The 20138-nt window shown below is 52.1% G+C and carries 16 protein-coding genes and 2 pseudogenes; 10 read left to right on the top strand and 8 right to left on the bottom strand.

All coding sequences use genetic code 11. The annotated features are described in order from the left end of the window. Positions 1-14: 14 nt before the first annotated feature. The 5 genes and pseudogenes from M0D42_RS01315 to M0D42_RS01295 all read right to left on the bottom strand — a co-directional run bounded on the left by M0D42_RS01315 (position 15) and on the right by M0D42_RS01295 (position 5418). Positions 15-635 (bottom strand): hypothetical protein, encoded by a 621-nt coding sequence (locus M0D42_RS01315; RefSeq protein ID WP_265019810.1) that lies wholly within the window; start codon positions 633-635, stop codon positions 15-17. Between the two features lie 92 nt (positions 636-727). Beyond that, the gene (locus tag M0D42_RS01310; protein ID WP_265019809.1) at positions 728-1867 is read right to left on the bottom strand and encodes an aromatic ring-hydroxylating oxygenase subunit alpha; all 1140 of its coding nucleotides are present in this window, start codon (positions 1865-1867) and stop codon (positions 728-730) included. A 105-nt stretch (positions 1868-1972) separates the two neighbouring features. Continuing rightward, positions 1973-3001, bottom strand: a complete 1029-nt coding sequence (locus M0D42_RS01305) for a GlxA family transcriptional regulator (RefSeq protein ID WP_265019808.1) — start codon at positions 2999-3001, stop codon at positions 1973-1975. 264 nt (positions 3002-3265) lie between these two features. Continuing rightward, the gene (locus M0D42_RS01300; protein ID WP_265019807.1) at positions 3266-3754 is read right to left on the bottom strand and encodes a thioesterase family protein; all 489 of its coding nucleotides are present in this window, start codon (positions 3752-3754) and stop codon (positions 3266-3268) included. Between the two features lie 496 nt (positions 3755-4250). After that, positions 4251-5418 (bottom strand): annotated as a pseudogene (locus tag M0D42_RS01295) (IS3 family transposase). A 42-nt stretch (positions 5419-5460) separates the two neighbouring features. On the opposite strand from M0D42_RS01295, the pseudogene M0D42_RS16030 reads away from it, so the two are divergent. Beyond that, positions 5461-5775 (top strand): annotated as a pseudogene (locus tag M0D42_RS16030) (sulfotransferase); the annotation flags it as partial. Between the two features lie 922 nt (positions 5776-6697). Here M0D42_RS16030 and M0D42_RS01290 read toward each other — a convergent pair. Genes M0D42_RS01290 through M0D42_RS01280 form a run of 3 tightly spaced genes read right to left on the bottom strand, consistent with a single transcriptional unit; the run spans position 6698 to position 10799 of the window. Beyond that, positions 6698-7459: an enoyl-CoA hydratase/isomerase family protein gene (locus M0D42_RS01290; RefSeq protein ID WP_265019806.1), complete on the bottom strand. Its 762-nt coding sequence runs from the start codon at positions 7457-7459 to the stop codon at positions 6698-6700. Continuing rightward, entirely contained in the window at positions 7460-9061 is a 1602-nt protein-coding gene (locus M0D42_RS01285) for a CoA-transferase (protein WP_265019805.1), read from the bottom strand. It lies immediately after the preceding gene. A 7-nt stretch (positions 9062-9068) separates the two neighbouring features. After that, on the bottom strand, positions 9069-10799 hold the full coding sequence (locus M0D42_RS01280; protein WP_265019804.1) for an FAD-binding protein: 1731 nt from the start codon (positions 10797-10799) through the stop codon (positions 9069-9071). A gap of 149 nt (positions 10800-10948) precedes the next feature. On the opposite strand from M0D42_RS01280, the gene M0D42_RS01275 reads away from it, so the two are divergent. The 9 genes from M0D42_RS01275 (at position 10949) to M0D42_RS01235 (ending at position 20045) form a co-directional block, all read left to right on the top strand. Continuing rightward, complete coding sequence (locus tag M0D42_RS01275) at positions 10949-11734, top strand: IclR family transcriptional regulator (protein ID WP_265019803.1); 786 nt, start codon at positions 10949-10951, stop codon at positions 11732-11734. A gap of 199 nt (positions 11735-11933) precedes the next feature. Then, positions 11934-12902 carry a tripartite tricarboxylate transporter substrate binding protein gene (locus tag M0D42_RS01270; protein ID WP_265019802.1) on the top strand — a complete coding sequence of 323 codons (969 nt, stop codon included), beginning with the start codon at positions 11934-11936 and terminating at the stop codon, positions 12900-12902. 22 nt (positions 12903-12924) lie between these two features. Further along, entirely contained in the window at positions 12925-13374 is a 450-nt protein-coding gene (locus M0D42_RS01265) for a tripartite tricarboxylate transporter TctB family protein (protein ID WP_330221184.1), read from the top strand. A 25-nt stretch (positions 13375-13399) separates the two neighbouring features. Then, entirely contained in the window at positions 13400-14881 is a 1482-nt protein-coding gene (locus tag M0D42_RS01260; protein WP_265019801.1) for a tripartite tricarboxylate transporter permease, read from the top strand. Beyond that, a complete protein-coding gene (locus M0D42_RS01255) occupies positions 14881-15819 on the top strand; it encodes an NAD-dependent epimerase/dehydratase family protein (protein ID WP_265019800.1) in 939 nt (312 codons plus the stop codon). Before M0D42_RS01260 ends, M0D42_RS01255 begins: the two co-directional genes overlap by 1 nt. Next, a complete protein-coding gene (locus M0D42_RS01250; protein WP_265019799.1) occupies positions 15820-16470 on the top strand; it encodes a 2-dehydro-3-deoxy-6-phosphogalactonate aldolase in 651 nt (216 codons plus the stop codon). Further along, entirely contained in the window at positions 16467-17585 is a 1119-nt protein-coding gene (locus M0D42_RS01245; protein WP_265019798.1) for a mandelate racemase/muconate lactonizing enzyme family protein, read from the top strand. The genes M0D42_RS01250 and M0D42_RS01245 overlap by 4 nt, the downstream gene beginning before the upstream one ends. Positions 17586-17602: 17 nt before the next feature. Further along, a complete protein-coding gene (locus M0D42_RS01240; RefSeq protein WP_265019797.1) occupies positions 17603-19048 on the top strand; it encodes an NAD-dependent succinate-semialdehyde dehydrogenase in 1446 nt (481 codons plus the stop codon). A 274-nt stretch (positions 19049-19322) separates the two neighbouring features. After that, positions 19323-20045 carry an HAD-IA family hydrolase gene (locus M0D42_RS01235; protein ID WP_265019796.1) on the top strand — a complete coding sequence of 241 codons (723 nt, stop codon included), beginning with the start codon at positions 19323-19325 and terminating at the stop codon, positions 20043-20045. Positions 20046-20138: the final 93 nt, after the last annotated feature.

Genomic DNA, 20138 nt, shown 5'->3' with positions numbered 1-20138 from the left:
TTGTTGACCTTCTTTTAGTGGGAGAAACGGTAGCGACCAGCAGCCACCGTCCAATCCATGTGATTACGTACATCTTGCTGACTGGCGTCTGAGGTTGGGTTGTCGTCCCAATGCATTCCGGCGCCGGTGTCCATTGCCGCATGCAATGCACGGGGTGATTTCTGAGTTGCGTTGATATCAGTCCGCAGGTGAGCGCTGTCCCAGCGCTCCATTATCTCGACTGAAAGAGCCTCGGCTGTGGCTGCGTGATCAGGGTCCTGCGCGAGATTTCGAGTTGCCATCGGATCTCTGGCAACATCAGAGAGCTGTGGTGGGTTCACATCACAATGAATATACTTGAAGGCTCTCCGGCGGATCATGAAGACAGGCCAAGGCGTCATTTCGGCGCAATAATCGCCTATCGCTTGATCGCCCTGATCAGCCTCTCCAAGCGCCAATAGCATCAAGTATTGCGCAAATGTTGGCACAGTAGCCCGGAATTCAAACGCATTATCATGGGCCGTGTCAATTCGCATGCCACGTGCCGCAAGCGCATCTATATGCGGAGTTTTTGCAATCGGATGGCCGTAAGTACCGCAAAACCGCGGTGCCAACTGATCAGCCATGATATCTACGACATTTGGTTGTTTCGTCATTCTGGTTCTCCCTTTTGGCTGGATGAGTGCAGCTGCCCTGCGGGCTCATCCAACCGGGGGAGGTTCGTATTGCGCAACTTTGCGAAATTGGATCATCCGGTGGCCCTTGCGTAGGCATCCAGAACTAAGCCGTGGAAATGGTGCACCGCATGTTCGGATTTTCCTGAACCTTCGGGGTCATTTACAATACGGCCCTGCGAAAATGCCGGTGTATTCATGCCGCGTTGTACGCTTTCTACGAGGCTGATGTCTTCGACCTGAAGAACTTCATCCAAGTAACGGATGGTATCCAGTTCAGCCTCGTTTGGCGTCTCCTCTTCCAAGAAGAAATCATAGGTCTCTAGAGTACGATCTGGACCAGCCGGAATGATGTTCAGGATGATCATCGACGATCGGCCAGGGTAACGCATGATGCAGATATTGGGCCACAACCACCACACTGCATGGGTACGTACTGTCGCGTTTGAGACATCATAGGCGCTGTTTTCGGTATTACCGGCATCAGCCATATGGCTGGAGTAAACGCCATGGGTCGTCACCTTATAGGTGTCCATATCCACAAGCTCACAAAAATCCTTGTGCGCAGTCGGGCAATGGTAGCACTCAAGGAAATTGTCGACGACGTTCTTCCAGTTTGACTTGATATCGTAGGTCAGCCGATGGGCAAATGTAAGTTCTTCGATATCAGGTGCCCAATGCTTGATCTCAGTGGCAAGATCGCCGGACATTTCCACCAATGACTGCGCCTTGGAATCAAGGTTCACATAGATAAACCCACAGAATTCTTCGACCAATACGCTATCCAGGCAAATGTCTTTGGCGTTGAAATCCTCGAGGTTTTCTGTGTGCGGTGCGCGTACCAGCTGACCATCCAGTTTGTAGACCCATGCATGGTAGGGGCACATGATCCTAGTGGTGTTTCCCTCACCGCTCAGCAGCTCGTGTGCGCGGTGCTTGCACACGTTGTAAAAAGCACGCAAGACGCCTTCCCGGTCGCGAACAACTGCAATCGGATGACCTGCTATGTCGATCGTTACAAAGCTTCCAGGTTCACGCAGTTTTTCAACGTGGCATACCCACTGCCAGGTCTTGGCGAAGATCTGTTCTAGGTCTGCTTTGAACCATTCTGGCTTGGTATAAGCATCAGCATTCAGGGAAAGTGATCTATTTGGGCTTTCGTCGTACCCGACCGAAATAGCTTCAAGATCTTTCTTGCTTAGAATCTCTGACATCACAGGTTTACCTAATTTCATTCAAAGTGTTTGGCGTATGCGCGTTATACAAAGCCTAACTTCAAGTAGATTGGGTACTGAACTTAGATAGCCTTTCAGTTGACTTTATTCGCCGCCCCCTTTGGACTTAGCACGCCGGTGCATCGGCCAGGCGCGGAACTCAAATGGGATTCTTCCCTCACCGCGATCTTGCAAAGGAGATAGATCAAAACGTTCTCGATATGCTCGGCTGAAATGAACTTGGCTGGCAAAGCCGCTTGCAACGGATATCTCGGAGATGGCCATGGTGGTCTGAGTCACCAGTCCACGTGCCCGGTCAAGGCGTATGTCTCGATAGTATAGAATAGGAGTCTTATTGAGATACTTTGCGAATAAGCGACTGAGCTGTCTTTGAGACAAGTCGATTTGGGAACAGATTTCAGGGATACTCAGAGGGTCTTCTAGATGCTGTTCCATGATTTTTATTGCGCGTCTTAATTTTTCAGGGACCGATACGCCCAGCGGCTCCGAGTGGCTTGGGTTCTGTGGCGTCCCTGACCTTCGAAATTCGGTGTGGAAAATGTATCTTGCAGCCGCGTTGGCGATTGCAGGGCCGTGCAATTCTCGGATCATGCGTACTGCAAAGTCCACCGAAGCAGTTCCGCCGCAACATGACGCAATGCGGCCATCAAAAACGTATTGATCCTCACTCAGAGTGACCTCTGGAAATAGCTCGATAAATGCGTCCATGTGTTCATAGTGAACAGTTGCGATTTTCCCTTCCAGAACACCCGCATGTGCCAATACAAATGCACCGGTGTCCAATCCATAGACGTGTTTGCCGTTTCGCATTGCGCCGCGCACCGCTCCCAGCAAAGCTGGAGTGCTAACATCTTCAGGTGTCCAGCTGGTGGAAACGATGACGACATCTGCTTCTGTAATGTTCACATCGGCCAATGCCTTGGTCGCAATCTCCGCCCCATTACTGGCCATACATAGCCCACCGGCTTCTGAGACGAACTGCCAGTGGAAAAAACCACTGCCTTCAAGGTAGTTAACCGCCCGCAGAGGGTCGATAAAGTTCATACTGGCCGAAATGTTGAAACTAGGGGCCACTAGCATCAAGATTTGGGTCGGGCGATTGATGTCAGGCATGATGGCTAAATATGTTAAAGTTCCGGCGAATTAATGTATCACGTCTAGTCGCTGGATGCAGCTTTTTCCGCTTTCATGCGTGAATTTTAGGGCACCGATATCCGCGCCATTGATGCCCATTCAATCGCTTTGAATGCAGCGCCCGTTCAGGGAAGGCCAATAACGATGAAAACTCCCAACGCGCTTGGGCTGCAAAGCTACCTAAAACAATATTTTATTTCTGTTTTCCGACCAGAGCTAGCGACCTTATCACAATGGCCCCGTTTATCTCTGCCCAAGGTATCGGCCGATACAGGGGTCATTGTCAGGTCCACCCTGCTCTCGCAGTAGGCTTTCAATTTGATTTCGAACGGTATCGCTGACCTGTGAAACTTTGCGGGTCTGCATTTCGACATGCAGCAAAAGCGTTTCAATCTTGGCTGCAGGCTGCTCCAAGAGTTCGTCTGCGATTACGCGATGCATCAGATGCAGCGACTTTGGACCGGCACTGACGATCTTCGTAAATACCTGAAGTCGCGACCCCAGATGCACCTCAGACAAGTAACGCACATGGGTCTCTGTGGTGAAATAGCTTCGCCCTTGGCGCACGTACACCTCATCAGCCCCAACGATTTCCAAAAATTTGTCAGTCGCGCGAGCGCCTGCTTCGGTGTAGCGGGCTTCATTCATGTGCCCGTTGAAATCAAGCCAGTTAGCAGGAACCAATTGTTCGAACGTCAGATAGCCGCTGGGTTGCCTTTGGTTTGCATTCATGACGTTTTCTTCCTGCGCGGTGTGATTTTGGCGGTTCAATATCACTTAGTTTTTGGACCTGAAGAGTAGTTTTTCTCGACATGATCAGCTCCACCTAAGTGGTCCATTTTTATTGCTATTGCATTGTTAGCCTTTGGTCCATCACGGCACTCTGACATTAGCAACCTTTGGCTATTTCTTTACGCAACAACAAATTGCGGACCTCGCTGGCAGAATATTATATGAATCGGCTTGTGGTTGAGCAGGCGGTTCACTAGAGCGCCCCATCGCAACAACAAGGTTTAACCCCTGAGTTTGCTTACGCTTTACGTCTGTTCGCAAAACACTATCGAATTTTTCGATGCAAACGACAAATTATATTCGTTAGCCCTTAATTTTCTCATTACCTATCGTGCCACCCCAACTGCGCAAGCAGTAAGTGGGTCTATGTTTTCTTGCCCGCCAACAAAAAAGGAACAGCCTTGAGCAGCCTCATCTGACTGGTCCAAGTTGATTGTTAGTGCATGATTGGCCTGCTTTCCATCGGGATGATGGCCTCTGGTGCCGGTGGGCGGTAGCCCAATGCACTGTGTGGTCGTTTTGTGTTGTAGTGTTTTCCACTGACTGGCAGGGCATTGCATCGCAATGTCCCGAGAGGTTCCATTCTTCGATCAGGATTTGGGCTTCCCGCAGGGTATAGAAAATCTCCCCGTTGAGCAGTTCGTCCCGGAACCGGCCATTGAAGCTTTCGCAGTATCCGTTCTCCCAGGGTGAGCCAGGCTCGATATAGGCGGTCTTGGAGCCCACGGCCGCGATCCAGTCCCGGACAGCTTGAGCCACGAACTCAGGGCCATTGTCTGAGCGGATGAAGGCAGGCGCCCCGCGCATGATGAACAGATCTGTCAGTGCATCAATCACGTCTACAGAGTTCAACTTCCGCTTTACCTTGATCGCCAAGCATTCCCGGCTGTGCTCATCAATGATGTTCAGCGTCCGGAAGACCTTGCCGTCATCTGTCCGGCAATGAACGAAGTCATAGGACCAGACGTGATTGCGATACTCTGGTCGCAGCCGCACGCATGATCCATCATTCCGCCAGAGCCGCCCCTTCTTTGGTTGCTTATGCGGAACCTTTAGCCCCTCTCGTCGCCATAGTCGTTCGATGCGCCCATCGCTGACTGACCAACCCGCCTCCCTCAGCAAAGCCGCAATCCGACGGTAGCCATATCGACCATATTGCCTGGTCAGTTCAATCATATCCGCAACCAACTGCTCTTCATCAGCACGACCCCTCGGGACGTGCCTCTGTGTCGAGCGATGTTGTCCCAGCACACGGCAGGCCCTGCGCTCAGATACTTTGCACTGGCGGCGCACATGTTCGATGCAGGCACGACGGCGAGCGGGGCTCAGAAGTTTCCCTTTGCTGCTTCCGTGAGGATCAACTTGTCGAGCGTCAGGTCCGATACTGCTCGTCTCAGCCGATCGTTCTCCTTCTGTAGTCGCTTCAGTTCCTTCAACTGATCCACGCCCATTCCACCGTATTGCTTGCGCCAGCGGTAACAGGTCTGTTCAACAACGCCAATCTGTCTGATCGCATCCAGACGAGGCATGCCTTGCCCCATCAGAACTTCAACCTGCCGTAACTTCGAGACAATCTCCTCGGGCTTCGGTCGCTTGTTTGTCATTCTTGGTCCTCCGTTTCCTAAACATAGCGGTGGACCAGTTCAGATAGGGAGGCTCAGAACCATTGGGAAGCAAGTCTTCCATCCCGTGCTTTCCACACGATCAACTACGAAGAGTTGGTGGCAGATCGGGAATCACAGGTACAATCTTTGCTAGAACACTGCGGATTGGAGTGGGAAGACGCTTGCCTGCATTCTCACAAATCCAAACGCCGTATCCGCACAGCGAGCATCACACAAGTGCGCGAGCCAATTTACACCACTTCAGTCGCTAAATGGGAAAGGTACGGCAAACATTTGTCCAGCTTGATCGCCACTCTGGAGGAAAATAATAAATGCGATATCGTGCGTTACGAATAGTTATTTGGATTGGTAAGAACCATCATCAAAGCCAGATAAACGACCGAAATTGGTTGTGAGCAGACATTTGTCTCGTCTTTGACAGACGGCAGCTTTGGGCCGTTTGCAACAAACGAATTCCGGCTAAATTTGTGTTTGCGTGATTTGTGCACTTTCTAGAGCTAGCGTCTCGGAAGAGTATACTTCGATCTATTCCTTAAGTGCTGATCCTATTCGTCATTGATTAGTTTGAACCACTCCAAAATCCCGCACTTTTTCATGCGCCTTGCTTCCGTAATACGGAATAGAGCTTGTTCGATAGCCAGATCGTCTTCAGATGCATACGCAATGTCTAATAGCGATTTCTGGGCGGCGCGACTAATTCCCAGTTCATAATCAGAATATTCTTTCGTCTCTAAATCCTTCTAAAAATATGCACGTGCATCTGGATTTAGAGCACTTAGCACAATTCAACCTTCAATTCAGCTGGATATATACTCTGGGTGAATGTGTCGGATTGATTTAGGCGACCCCGGTTTCTCGCGGATCTCATCAATAATAATTGTCACGAACGGAAATTTGTTTAGACGCAGAATTTTTGAAAAAAACAAAAGGCACTACCTGATGCAAAAGGTAGTTTCATATGACATCTGACATTTGTTTTTGCTGAACGTCACAAACCTTTGACTCAATCGAGTTTTAAAACCTCAGGAAATTCGCAAATCGCGTCATTCAACTCTGACCCAAACGTCAAGCAATTCTGACCTAGGCTGAACCAAAATCATTCGCCGAGACAAAGTACCGGAGCGTACCGCCTGGGATCGCTGGTTCAGTGTACGAGACCTAGTATGAGCCGTTATTCAGCCGGTGCCGACCTTTTTCAGTTGTCTTGCCGAAAGATCAGCCCCTACCGTCGCCATTACGACCAATTTCAACATCTATTTTAGGCTCCAAATTTCTTTGTCTGATTTGAATACCAAGGGTCGTCACGGATAACTGTTGAAAATAGCTGATGGAATACACCAACCTGACCCCGTGTTGGCAGTGGGTCAGGTTCCAAAGCCACTTTTGCGCAGCGAATGGCGATCGGGTTGATCTGGGTCAGCTCTTTTGCAAATTCAAAAGCCTCAGCCTCCAACACCTCAGCCGTCGTTACTCGATTGACCAAACCAATCCGCTCAGCACGTTCGGCAGTGACAGGCTTTCCGGTAAAAGCCATTTCCTTTGCAACGCCCAGACCGACAATTGGCGCCAACCGCTGCAATCCACCGGAACCCGGCATCGCGCCCAGACGTACTTCGGGCAAGGACATCAAGGCATCCTCGCTTGCAAACCGAATGTCACAAGCAAGCGCGAGTTCGAACCCGCCACCAGCGCAATGGCTGTGAATGGCAGCAATCGTTGGCTTACGACATTCAGCGACGGCGTTCTTTGTTCGAAAATCCAGCTCGATATATCGACGAATGGACTCCTTTTTGAATTCCCTGATTTCTTTAACGTCGGCGCCCGCGCAAAAAGCCCGTCCCGCGCCGTTAAAAATAACCGCTTTAACTTCGTCATTGTCCTCGGCCCATTCGATAGCCGAAATAATCTCTCGGTTACACTGGGTAGAAATCGCGTTCAGGACCCAAGGGCGGTTTAGGGTAACAAGGGCGACTTCCTCGCGCACCTCAACCAGAAGCGTTTTAAAAACCGGGGCCTCCATTTAAGCAGCCTCCGTTTTCTCGAACCGGTGCGAAAGGTTAAGCGGCACATCCTTAAAGACATCCATTGGCATCAGTTTCAGATGTTCAGAAACCTGAAGATCAAAATCCACGAATGGCTTGATCTGCATTTCGATATCGATGCCTGGGGCGACTTCAATCAGCTCGATCCCGTTAGGCCCCAGCTCGAATACGGCGCGCTCCGTAATATAAAGCGCTTTTTGGCCTTTTGCGTGCGCACGCGAACCGTTGAAACAGATATGGCTGACCTTGGGCACAAACCGTTTGTTACGGCCTTCGACAACGATCTTCAGCTCGCCGTCCACAAATTCGGTCTGCAGCCCGCCCGCCGTCAGTGTGCCACAAAACACCACCTGCGGGGTCTTTTCGACAATGTTGGTAAACCCGCCAGACCCATTCCACAGTTTGCCAAAGCGGTTGACGTTGATGTTGCCATATTGGTCAACCTCACCAAAGCCGAGGTAGGTCATATCCAAACAGCCACCGTCGTAGTAGTTGAACGTGAACGAGGAATCCATGATCGCCTCAACGTTGACTGCAGGCAGGAAGTTTCCAACATATCCTTCGGCTGTCAGACCGCCGAAAGCACCATGTTCATTGTTAAATGACAGGTCATCCAGTACCCCTTCTTCCAATGCAACGCGTGGCAAGTTGGTTGGCATGCCCTGCCCCAGATTGATTGACTGTCCCCGCTTCATTTCCAAGGCCGCGCGGCGCAGAACCATACGCATCGGCGTTTGCGGAATTGGCGGCAAACCGTCCAAAGGCATGCGGAGTTGACCATTCAAGAACGGGTCGACGCCGGCCAGCGGGTCCTGTTTGAACCCGGAAATCTGCTGTTGGAAAGGTTCAACCACAATGTGGTCAACTAAGGCCGCAGGGACGCGCACCTTGTGCGGGTCCAGACTACCAGATCGCGCCAGACGTTTCACTTGAACGATGACTTTGCCTCCGCTCGCCCGCGCTGCCAGTGCATACTCCACAGCTCCGAGCGTGTTCGGATCATCTTCAAAACTGATATTACCCGCTTCATCGGCCGTGCTGCCCCGAATAATGGCGACATCGATTGGGAAAGACGGGTAAAACAAATATTCTTGACCAGCGACCTCTTCGACGCGAACAGGAAGATTGTCTGAGCGGTCGTTCATCCGACCACCCTGATCTCGTGGATCAAGATAAGACCCCAGCCCGGCACGAGTGAAATGACCTGGTTGATTGGACCCAATTGCACGACAAAGGTGAACAATTGTGCCGATCGACGCCTCATAACCCTCGATTTCACCGTCATTGATCATGCGGATCAATTCAGGATGACGAATGGGGTCAAAACAGGTGCCCATAATTTCACGCAACATACCCTTGTGCGCAAATCGGTTCATCCCATTCATCTCAGCACGGGTTCCTGGGATGATGGGCACGACAAGCTTCAAATTTCCGGGCGCCTGTGTTTCCAGATAACGCGCTTCGACAGCTTTTAAAATTGTGTCAGGCACTAAAACACCACCGGAACCATGAATAACAACAGTGTCGTTTTGACCAACCAGTTCAGCGGCTTGCGCGGCGGTTATACATTTACGGGCCATTGGTCTCTCAATTCTTATCTTTATAGGAGCCGAACGCAGCGAAGGGTCCGGTTTCTGCATTGGTGACAAATATCGGACGTGCCGAGTTTGGATCTTGGTGCGGGAAATCTTCTCGATAATGCGTCCCGCGCGTTTCACGTCGCTGAGCAGCGGCAGCCACCAATGCCTGTCCTGAAAGGATCAAATTCTCGATGGAGAACGCTTTGTGTTGATGCTTGATGGTATTGGCTGCCAGTCCGCGCTCTGAAACCTCGTCTCGAATGTTTTGCATTTCACGGCTCGCACGTTCCAAAGTTGCCTCGCTGCGAACGATGAGAACATCACGGTCCATTGTGGCTTTGATACGAGCGTGAACTTCATCGACAGAAGCACCCGCTTCATTGAACTTGGGACCAGCCCTTGGTCGTCCTGGCTTACGCGAACGAACCCGAGCGATTTCCGCTGCACGCCGCCCTGCACGTTCCCCAAAGACCTGCGTGGTCAGCAGCATGTGCCCGCCTAGCCGATCGGCGCCATACGGACCCGCGGCCGCTTCGCCAACAGCAAACAAACCATCAATCTCTGTCTCGCCATCAGGGGAAATGACGATGCCGCCATTAATTGCGTGCCCAAAGAGGCCCACTTGCACGCGCTCCTGTGTGACATCGACTCTGCGCTCTGCGAACCAATCCTTGGTGGAAGGCCACATCTGGGAAACGATGGTACCGGGCTCGAAGTCGGAATGTTTAACATGGGTCATGTCCATGTCCATCAAGCCATCTTCTGTCAGGCGGCCTTCATCCAAGGCTTTCTTGGCAGCAATTTCGATCCACATGGATGAATCAATCGTCGAGAACGGGTAATGGCGCGCCTTGTCCCGGAATAGGTCTGCTTCAGTTTTCCCGGCCGGGACATAGCCATCGAGAATGGAACGGCCTTCGCGGTCTGTGAGTTTCAGGTCCAGCCACCAGGTCCAGGGCATAACCATTCCACGAATACTACCAACCAGTCCAAACCCACACTGAACGAATTCCATATTCGCGAGCCGAGCGCCTGCTTTCAGGCCCAAACCGTAACCGTCACCCATAATGTCGGTCGGCATCAGACTCTTGCCGAAAAGCTGACCAGCGCCACCGGTTGCGAGCACCACGGCGCCGGCGGTGATATCAATCAGTTCGTTATTATGGGAGAGACACAGAACACCACAAATCCTTCCGTTGTCATCGTAAGTCAGATCGGCAACCGTCATATGTTCAAGAAAGCGAGTATCGGTGACATCAAGCTCGCGTTTCAGGCCAACCGTTATCGATTTACCATGTCCAAAAATTTTTCGATTGCGCGCGCGATTAGCATAGTCGCCCTGGTTCACCAGCGTTTTTCCGGTTTCCGGGTCAGACATAAATTCCACACCCAAGGCCTCAAGTTTCTCAGCCGCTGATACCGCATCCTCTGCGAGCGTCCGAACAAGGTTTGGGTCGGCGCAGCCGGCACCCGCATCCATGACTTCGTCAAAGAATGTATCAGGGTTGTCAGTCGGGTCAGCCGCCCCATCAGGGACGGCAAATCCAGCATGTGATGCGATGCCAACAGCCGTGGCACCACTCGAAGTTACTTTGCCCTTGTTGACGACGATGACATCCGCACCTGCGTGTGATGCAGCTAGTGCAGCGCGCAATCCTGCGCCACCACCACCCACAACCACAACATCGCACGTTAGTCTTTGGTTTGGTTCTACTGTTAAATCAGGGGGCATTTGCATCACTTGGGTCCGCTATGGTATCGACTTGGAGCAAAAGTGGCACATTTACCAGTTTCGCTATTACGAACTATAATTCGTTTTGACGGAACATAGCACCGCGGCAGCCTGAGTCAAGCCGCCGCCTCTCGGGGTATGAAAGAGCAATAAGAATGACGAAACGCACCTTTAACAGCACAACACTCACGCGCAGCCTGGCGATTCTGGAGCTTTTAGCGAGATCCGGAAAACCGATGACATTCAGCGAAATCATGCTGCAATCAGACATTCCAAAGAGCACTGGCCACCGGCTCCTTACGATCCTAACAAACGAAGACATGGTCCAATTTGACCCTGACACACACACCTATCGCTCCGGAATGCGGCTCGCGAGCCTGTCTTTTCAGACCTGGTACAATCTGGATATTCGCAATGCAGGCGCCTCTGAGCTGAAACGCCTTTCAGATCTCTCTGGCGAAAATGTGCATACAGCCACCAGAGAAGGCGGCCATATAATTTACGCAGATCGCGTAGAAAGCGCGAAGGCAATCAGCATGCGATCTTCTATTGGCGACCGCTCCCCAATGTATTGTTCCAGCATGGGAAAAGCCATTGTTGCCTCGATGAATGACGCCGAAGCTGAAGGGCTCATAAACTCCATGGAATATGAGAAACGCACCGACACAACGATCGGAAGCGCGGCAGAGTTTCGGCAGGAAATCGAAATCATACGAGACCGCGGATACGCCATAGACAACGGCGAAAATAATCCTGACGTACGCTGCGTCGCTGCTGCAATTCGCGATTTTCGCGGCACGTTGCGCGGCGCTCTAGGTATCTCCGCCCCACGCTTCCGGGCAGACGATGACAAGATTCGCCAATGGGGCAAAGAAGTGGTCATCTCCGCAGCAAATGTATCCGCAGCACTCGGATGGACACCGGACAATGAATCCGCCTGACCAACACGATCATCCTGTTTTTGTTGGAGTTTAATCCAATTTCGCGCTAATGTTTATCTGGTCTAACCAAAAAATTTGACTTGTTTCCGCTATTACGAATATATGTTCGTATTAGTGAGATCGCTTTCTTAGCGAGCGGGAGGTGCCGTCAAGGAAGATTTCACAGACTGAGATCGAACTGAAATGACGGAGATTGGGAATGACCAACAAATCAAACAGTCTGAAATCAATTGCGCGCGGCGTTGTCGCCGGCGCGGTATGCATGATGACGGTCGGAGCCGCGCAAGCGTTTCCTGATAAGCCGATCCGCATGATCGTTCCGTTTGGAGCTGGCGGGCTTACCGACACAGCGGCCCGCGTAACAGCAGATCAGCTATCAAAGAAACTCGGCGTCGACATCGTGGTTGTTAACAAAGGTGGCGGTGGTGGCACCATTGGTGCAGCCGAGGCTGCTAAAGCGAAGGCGGATGGTCACACGATCCTTTTCTCTCCCTATGCGCCAATTGCCAACCAAATTCACTTGCGCAAAGTGCCGTACAACATCGAGTCCTTTGATTTCGTGTGCCACACTTTTTACGCACCCTATCTGGTCTACGTAAAACCTGATTCCGAGTATGACTCCCTTGGCGAGCTGATGGATGCTGCAAAGGCAGACCCTGAATCCCTATCTTGGGCATCCCCTGCGGTTGGTTCTTTCCCACACTTGGCTGGCGCGTATTTTGACTCCCTCTTGGGCGGTAATGTGCTGACTCACGTTGGTGGCGCGGGCGACGCTAAAGCGACCCCAATGTTGCTTGGTGGCCATTTGACCATGATGTTCGCTAGCCCTTCGGTTGCTGGCCTGAAAGATGCGAAAAAGCTGGCCTCACTAACAGATGAGCGTCTGCCAATTCTGCCTGACCTGCCAACCGCCAAGGAACTTGGCTACGACGTTCAAGTCGGTGTTGGGGGCGGGATCGTTGCACCTGCTGGTCTTGATCCCGAAATTCGCGCGGCGTTGGGGTCCTCCTGTGGTGCCGTTGTGGAATCTACAGAATATTCAAATTCCATGGAGAAACTCGGCATCCCGGCAGTCTTCAAAGACGGTGATGAATACGAAGCCTTCATCCGCGAAATGTCCTCATCCAATGGCGAATTGTTTGAAAGCATGGGTCTGAGCGCGAAGTAAACTTCGCGAAACGAGAAAAACTATGATGAACTTTCTCAAGGAAAACCTAGGGGGGTGCGGCTTCTTAGCCGCATCCGTCTTTTTGATGGTGTATTCAATGGCAGGCCAATCGGCGCAGGCCCCATCTCAAAATCCGATGCTGTTTCCCCAAATTCTGTTTGGGATGATGACTCTCTTCTCTGCAACACTGCTCGCAGGCAGTGCTCTTGGTCGAATGCGCCATTCCCTGGCTGAAATTCGGATCAGTCGCAGCCTGCTCTGTGGGGCAATGGTCGCAGCGTATGTCACAGCCATGTTTGTGATTGGATTCATCCCAGCCACTCTGGTGTTTTTGGGCAGTTTCCCATTTGCACTCGGCTATCGCTCGCGGCTGACCGTGGCTTTGATTGCCATCGTTGGGACCTCTGCGATCTGGTGGATATTCACCAACCTCCTCCACATTTTCCTGCCTGAAATGCCGATTTCGTTCTGAAATCTAACGACTAGGATTCACTTTTATGGAACACTTCCTGGCTGCCCTCCAAGCCGTTTCCGCCCCAACCACAATCCTGGCTGTGTTTGGAGGAACCGCGCTTGGAATCGTCATTGGAGCCCTGCCGGGTCTTGGCACCATTCTGGCACTTTCGATCCTGCTACCGTTCACGTTTGTCCTTGATCAGGCAACCAGTCTGGGGCTGCTCGTTTCGGTATACGGCGCATCGATTTTTGGTGGATCGATTTCTGCAATTCTCGTGAACACACCTGGCACGCCTCAATCCGCCGCGACCTTGCTTGATGGCTATCCAATGGCACAAAAAGGCGGCGCGGATCGCGCGTTGGGATGGGCTACGATTGCGTCCTTTGTGGGCGGAATGATTTCAGTTGTAGTGCTGTTCTTTGCAGCTGCGCCACTCGCCAAATTCGCCTTGGTCTTTGGTCCAGTAGAATATTTCGCCCTTGGAATCTTCTCCCTCACCTGCATCATTTCCGTATCCAAAGGAAACATGATCAAGGGCATCCTTTCGGGCCTTCTGGGATTGTTCATCGCGACGATTGGCCAGGATCCCGCGGCAGGAGATGTTCGGTTTGATTTTGGAATATTCGAACTCTCATCTGGAATTGGAATTGTGCCTTTGCTGGTCGGCATCTTTGCCCTCTCTGAAGTGCTGTGGCGTGTTTCCATTCGCACCCCGGCAGAAGAGGTTTCGACAAAGGCAGGGTTTACGCTGGCACCTTTCTCAGAATGGCGAGGTCGCATCTGGCTGTTGATCAAATCATCCTTGATCGGCACATGGATTGGAACATTGCCTGGCGTTGGCGCCACGGCGGCCGCTTTGGTCAGCTATGTTGAGGCCAAGCGAACATCCCCAAACCGTGAGAAGTTCGGAACCGGCGAGCCAGATGGCATCATCGCGGCTGAGTCTGCCAATAACGCAACCACAGGCGGTGCATTGGTGCCAACGCTGGCACTGGGTGTTCCGGGAGATGCGTCAACAGCCGTCATGCTGGGCGCTTTGGTTATTCAGGGCGTCATCCCCGGGCCGCGTCTGTTCACAGAAAACACCGACGTCGTTTACACGATTTTGCTTTGCCTGCTGCTTGCCAATATCTCGATGTTGATCCTGGCACGCATTCTTGCCCCTGCTTTCACGCGGATTCTGCGCGTGCCTGAACCTTTGTTCATGGGCCTGATTGTGGTTCTGGTCATGGTTGGTACTTATAGCGTGAACAACAGTTGGTTCGACTTGGTGATCTGCATGTGCGCAGCTCTCCTTGGATTCTCGCTCCGTGTATATGGGTTCCCCTTGGCACCGGTCGTAATTGGCTATGTCTTAAGTCCGATCATTGAAGTCGGGCTGCGTCAGGGTCTAGTCCTGTCTCGAGAAAACTTCTGGGCTTTTTTCCAGCACCCAATAGCGGTAGGCTTCTTCCTTCTGACCCTCGCGTTCCTTCTTTGGCCTTGGGTTCGCAGCAGAGTCTTAAAAGAAGAGACAGCCTGATGCCCCTACTCGTTACAGGAGCAAATGGGCTTGTCGGTCGGCGATTGGTTGAAATTGCCAATTCCAAAGGCATTGAGACCGTTGCCACCGATAACGACCGCGAACTCGCGGTGGATTTGAAACATGTCCGCTACCTGAAACTTGATTTAGCAAGCGAAGATGACATTGCACATCTTAGAAACGTAGAGGGTATCACAGGTTGTATCCACCTTGCCGCGATCTCCACAGAAACCGCCGCACAGCGCAGCCCGACCTTGGCTAGTCAGGTAAACATCGCTGGCACCCAGCGGTTATTGGAAATGGGTCGAGAGATGCAATGGAAGCGGTTTATCTTTGCCTCAACTGCATCGGTGTTTCAGGACGTTGGCAAGGATGTGAGCGAACTGCGAGAAGACACGCCGCCTTCGCCGCTGCAGACCTATGCACTGACGAAACGATGCGGCGAACTTTTAGTCAGCATGTACAACGACAGCTTTGTGCTGGAGACGGCCAGTGTCAGATTGACAGGCGTATACGGGCCACCACGCGTGCCAGAATCGCCGCGCGCGAACCCGATACCCGACCTGCTTCGACTAGCGCTGAACAGTGAAAGTGTTGATCTGAACAGCGGCGGCGATTGGGCGAATACCTACACCTATGTTGATGATGCGGCCGAAGGTCTTTTGGCAGCATTCAACGCACCCGCCCTTAGGCACACGACATACCATCTCACGTCGGGGCAAAGCGAAACGGCAGATACGATTGCTCGGATCATCGAAGGCATCCTTCCCCAAACGTGCATCCGCCTTGGACGCGGAACAGCACCATGGGGAAAATCCCTCGTCGCGCGACCACCTTTCGTCGGCGAACGACTGAAATCCGACACCGGGTTTGAACCCAATTTTACATTGAATGACGGCATTCGCTCCTTTGTGAGCTGGATGCAAAAGGAGACATAAATGCCTCGTCCGACTCTAGACAATTGCCTGGCCGAAATGCCTTTGATCGCAATCTTGCGTGGATTGCCCGCGACTGACGCAGTCCCAGTCGTTCAAACCCTGTTTGACGCTGGGTTTCGCGTTGCTGAAGTGCCCCTAAACCGACCCGGCGCATTGGATAGCATCGCAAACCTCTCAAGCGAGTTCGGAAAAAAAATGATGATTGGAGCCGGGACTGTCTTAACCAAGGAAGACGTGGCAAACGTTGCCAGCGCAGGTGGCAACATCATTATTTCCCCAAATTTCGATGCAGACGTTGCACGCGAAGCAAAAGATCGTGGGCTTTATTATTGCCCAGGGATTCAAACGCCAACTGAAGGTTTTGCTGCGCTGAAACACGGCGCTGACGCCCTGAAGCTCTTCCCGGCCGAAGCCATTGCACCCAAAGTTGTGCAGGCGATGCGGGCTGTATTGCCAACAGATGTCACTTTGGTCCCGGTCGGAAGTGTCGGCCCTCACAACATGCCTGACTATTGGGCGTCGGGGGCAACTGGGTTTGGATTGGGGCTGAATCTCTATCAACCTGGCAAAGCAATAGAAGACATCCGTCAGGACGCGAGCGCTTTTGCGGACTTGATGCGGAGCATCATGGCGCGCGGAGCAAACGTATGAGAATCGATTTCGGGTTTAAGCTCACCCGGCTTGAGGTTGCTGTCAAACGGCACCAGCTGGAAACGCCGGTCAGGACATCTTTCGGAGTTATGACATCGCGACCAGCGGTGTTTGTGAGGGTCACAGATCAATCTGGCACTCAGGGCTACGGCGAAATCTGGTGCAATTTTCCGTCCTGCGGCGCGGAGCATCGTGCCGCACTATTTGAGACAGAGATTGCCCCTCGGATCAGAGACCTAGAGTTTACTTCCCCACAGAGCGCGTTGGCGCATATGGAAAAATCGCTGCGCGTCTTAAAATTGCAAACCGGTGAAGTTGGGCCGATTTGTCAGGCCATTGCGGCAGCGGATATAGCGATTTGGGATATGATAGCCCGGCGGGCAGGCAAACCCCTCTATCAAGTGTTGGGCGGCAATTCTCCGAAAATGCAGGTCTACGGGAGCGGCATTAACCCTGAAGGCGTTGTGCACACCGTCCAGCGGCTTCAGTCCGAAGGATACACAAAATTCAAACTAAAGGTTGGTTTTAGCGCTGAACGTGACACGGAAAACGTAAAATACCTCGTGGAGCAGTTGCGTCCTCAGGATGAGTTCATGGTTGACGCCAATCAGGCTTGGTCCCTCCAGTTGGCGCGCGAAGCCCTTACGCAGATTGAAGAATTTTCTCCGAAATGGGTCGAAGAACCCTTACCTGCGGACAGCCCAATTGAAAGCTGGTTAGAGCTCAAATCCCGCCACAATCTGAAGATTGCAGGTGGTGAAAACTACGACACGATGGAACAGTACAAGACCGCAACGGAAATCGGGTTTCTAGACTTTGTTCAACCCGATATCTGCAAATGGGGCGGCATGACGGGATGTTTGGAAGTCGCTCGACATGCAGCCAATCAAGGAAGCACCATGTGCCCGCATTCACTTGGTGCAGGCATCGCCCTCGCGGCTTCCGCACACCTGCTCGCCGCCAGTAACCAACCCGGTATTCTCGAAGTGGATGGCAACCCAAATCCGCTGCGCGAAGACATCTTTCCGATACGTCCACAGGAGGGAGTTATCACTCTCACCGACCAACCCGGGTTGGGAGTGGACCCGGACCTGATGGCCTCTTTTTTTGACTAACTCTGGGATCTAAATCTATGTCGCGTGACATCTATCCTCAATCTATCGACCTGCTCATTCACGGAGAATGGGTCAAAGGCTCCGACAATGTGTCTGAATCGGTGTTCAATCCAGCCGATGGCGAAATCCTGGGCACCGTTCAGCATGCATCGCAACAAAATCTCGACGATGCATTGGAAAGCAGTCAACAAGGCTTCGCGGTATGGCGAGCAACGCCTGCAGCGGAACGACAGCAGGTGATTGATCGCGCAGTCGCGCTTTTGAACGGGCGAGCTGATCAAATTGCGATGATCCTAACGCTGGAACAGGGCAAGCCGATTGCCGAGGCCAATCAGGAATTAGGGGCGTCAATCGGCGTTCTCAAATGGTTCGGAGAAGAAGGCAAACGCACCTACGGGCGCCAAATCCCTTCTCGTCTGCCCAATATGCGTCAGACAGTCATTCAAGAGCCAGTCGGACCGGCACTTGCCTTCATTGCTTGGAATTTTCCAGCTCTAAACTTCATGCGAAAGGTAGGTGCAGCGCTTGCTGCTGGCTGTTCAATCATCATCAAGCCCAGCGAGGAAACACCGGCCACCGCCACGGCGATTGCCCAAGCCTTTCTCGATGCTGGACTGCCACCGGGCGTCCTCAATATCGTTTTTGGTGTCCCCTCCGAGGTTTCGAGCCACTTGATGGCGTCACCAGTGGCCCGGAAAGTCTCCTTCACCGGCAGCGTCCCAGTAGGCCAGCACTTGTTGAAACTGGCGGCTGACACGCTAAAGCGCTGCACCATGGAACTTGGCGGCCACGGGCCGGTTTTGGTGTTTGAAGACAGTGATATTAACGCAGCCGCCGCGGCCTCAGTTGCCAGTAAATTTAGAAACGCAGGCCAGGTCTGTGTTTCGCCAACCCGCTTCATCATCCAGGAACGTGTCTATGACGAATTCGTTGAGAAATTCGTTGCAAATGCTAAGGAATTGACTGTTGGAAATGGCCTGATCGCCGGAGTGAACATGGGCCCACTTGCCTCTGATCGCCGCCTTTCCGCCATAAAAGAAATCGTCGACGATGCTAAATCAAATGGAGCGGAGCTACTGACAGGTGGCGAGCAGATCGGAAACATCGGAAACTTCTTCGCACCAACGGTATTGGGTCGCGTCTCGCACGGCGCGCGCATCATGCAAGAAGAACCCTTTGGGCCCATTGCTCCAATGATTGCGTTCCACGATCTGGAGGAAGCTTTGGCAGAAGCGAATAGATTGCCTTTCGGTCTTGCGGCCTATGCCTTCACGACCAATCAGAAAACCAGTGCGGCAATCGCTGATCAAATAAATGCGGGCATGCTTGGTCTGAACTCCTTTAACATTGCCAGTCCTGAAACGCCATTTGGAGGTGTTGACTACAGCGGTTATGGTTCTGAGGGCAGCGTTGAAGGTGTTCAAGCCTTCCTGCGCACAAGGTTGGTGACCGAAACCGTTTGAACTCAGCCCATTTCGGGTGTTTTGTAGATCCATTTGTGGGGAGCCGCGTTTTCCTTTCAAGGGCGGCATCACTCCCGTACGTTTCCGGATAAGCCTTAAGACAAAATGGAGGGCGTGAAACCGGTTGTCTTAAAGGCATCACGTGGTGTGACCGATGTGATCCAGCAATTGACCAGTCCAGATTCCCGTATCTCCTCCTTGGTCAGAAGGTAGGCTATCTGGTCTATACAAATACACCATAATTATATATTGGTCCTACCAAAAGGGTACACCCATGGATTTCAGCAGAGTCAGAGCTTTAACATTCGATACCGGTGGAACCGTATTGGATTGGCACACAGGTTTCACAGAGGCCCTGTCTAAAATTGGTGAGCGACATGGGCAAGTGCGAGACTGGCCACGCCTTGCCAATGATCTTCGTCGCAGGTCTCTGAAAATCATGAAAGAGTTTGGTGTAAAACCTGACCCGAATTACAATTTTGATAATGGGCACCGTGATGCTCTGGACTCCTTGCTGCGGGACGAACAATTGGAAATGTTTACTGAAGCGGAGCGCTACTACATTTCCTATGTTGCGCCCCATGCTTTCCAATGCTGGCCTGATTTCCCCAAGGTCCAACGTGAATTGCGCAAACATTTCCTGTGTTGCCCGTTGACCATCCTTAGTTTCCGCATTGTCACAGACACTGCACGTGCGAACGATATCTCTTGGGATGCGGTGTTTTCCTGTGAGGCTATCGGGGCCTATAAGCCAGCCCCCTACGTCTACAACCGCGGCGCGGAATTCCTGCAATTACAACCTTCAGAAATCTGCATGGTCGCGGCGCATAACTTTGATCTGAATGCCGCCAAAGCTTGTGGGTTCAAAACGGCCTTTGTTCGGCGCCCGCGCGAATGGGGTGACGAAGAACCACCAGAACCCGTGCCAAACCCAGACTTTGATCTCTATGTGGATGATTTCCCGACCCTGCTTTCTGAGCTCACCAAAAATCGATGAAATCTGCTTGGGGGGCTATTCCCGCTTCCCCAGATTATTTCAAAGTTAGTTGCAAAATATAAACCGAGCAAAGCAGTCAGGCCTTGCTCGGTT

The sequence above is a fragment of the Cognatishimia activa genome (assembly GCF_026016445.1).
GTDB lineage: Bacteria > Pseudomonadota > Alphaproteobacteria > Rhodobacterales > Rhodobacteraceae > Cognatishimia > Cognatishimia activa_B.
This window is presented reverse-complemented; position numbering and strand designations above follow the sequence as displayed.

What these genes read in the sequence shown, in the direction of transcription:
- M0D42_RS01315 (WP_265019810.1), bottom strand. Translation starts at nt 635, where the DNA reads ATGACGAAACAACCAAATGTCGTAGATATCATGGCTGATCAGTTGGCA.
- M0D42_RS01310 (WP_265019809.1), bottom strand. Translation starts at nt 1,867, where the DNA reads ATGTCAGAGATTCTAAGCAAGAAAGATCTTGAAGCTATTTCGGTCGGG.
- M0D42_RS01305 (WP_265019808.1), bottom strand. Translation starts at nt 3,001, where the DNA reads ATGCCTGACATCAATCGCCCGACCCAAATCTTGATGCTAGTGGCCCCT.
- M0D42_RS01300 (WP_265019807.1), bottom strand. Translation starts at nt 3,754, where the DNA reads ATGAATGCAAACCAAAGGCAACCCAGCGGCTATCTGACGTTCGAACAA.
- M0D42_RS01290 (WP_265019806.1), bottom strand. Translation starts at nt 7,459, where the DNA reads ATGGAGGCCCCGGTTTTTAAAACGCTTCTGGTTGAGGTGCGCGAGGAA.
- M0D42_RS01285 (WP_265019805.1), bottom strand. Translation starts at nt 9,061, where the DNA reads ATGGCCCGTAAATGTATAACCGCCGCGCAAGCCGCTGAACTGGTTGGT.
- M0D42_RS01280 (WP_265019804.1), bottom strand. Translation starts at nt 10,799, where the DNA reads ATGCAAATGCCCCCTGATTTAACAGTAGAACCAAACCAAAGACTAACG.
- M0D42_RS01275 (WP_265019803.1), top strand. Translation starts at nt 10,949, where the DNA reads ATGACGAAACGCACCTTTAACAGCACAACACTCACGCGCAGCCTGGCG.
- M0D42_RS01270 (WP_265019802.1), top strand. Translation starts at nt 11,934, where the DNA reads ATGACCAACAAATCAAACAGTCTGAAATCAATTGCGCGCGGCGTTGTC.
- M0D42_RS01265 (WP_330221184.1), top strand. Translation starts at nt 12,925, where the DNA reads ATGATGAACTTTCTCAAGGAAAACCTAGGGGGGTGCGGCTTCTTAGCC.
- M0D42_RS01260 (WP_265019801.1), top strand. Translation starts at nt 13,400, where the DNA reads ATGGAACACTTCCTGGCTGCCCTCCAAGCCGTTTCCGCCCCAACCACA.
- M0D42_RS01255 (WP_265019800.1), top strand. Translation starts at nt 14,881, where the DNA reads ATGCCCCTACTCGTTACAGGAGCAAATGGGCTTGTCGGTCGGCGATTG.
- M0D42_RS01250 (WP_265019799.1), top strand. Translation starts at nt 15,820, where the DNA reads ATGCCTCGTCCGACTCTAGACAATTGCCTGGCCGAAATGCCTTTGATC.
- M0D42_RS01245 (WP_265019798.1), top strand. Translation starts at nt 16,467, where the DNA reads ATGAGAATCGATTTCGGGTTTAAGCTCACCCGGCTTGAGGTTGCTGTC.
- M0D42_RS01240 (WP_265019797.1), top strand. Translation starts at nt 17,603, where the DNA reads ATGTCGCGTGACATCTATCCTCAATCTATCGACCTGCTCATTCACGGA.
- M0D42_RS01235 (WP_265019796.1), top strand. Translation starts at nt 19,323, where the DNA reads ATGGATTTCAGCAGAGTCAGAGCTTTAACATTCGATACCGGTGGAACC.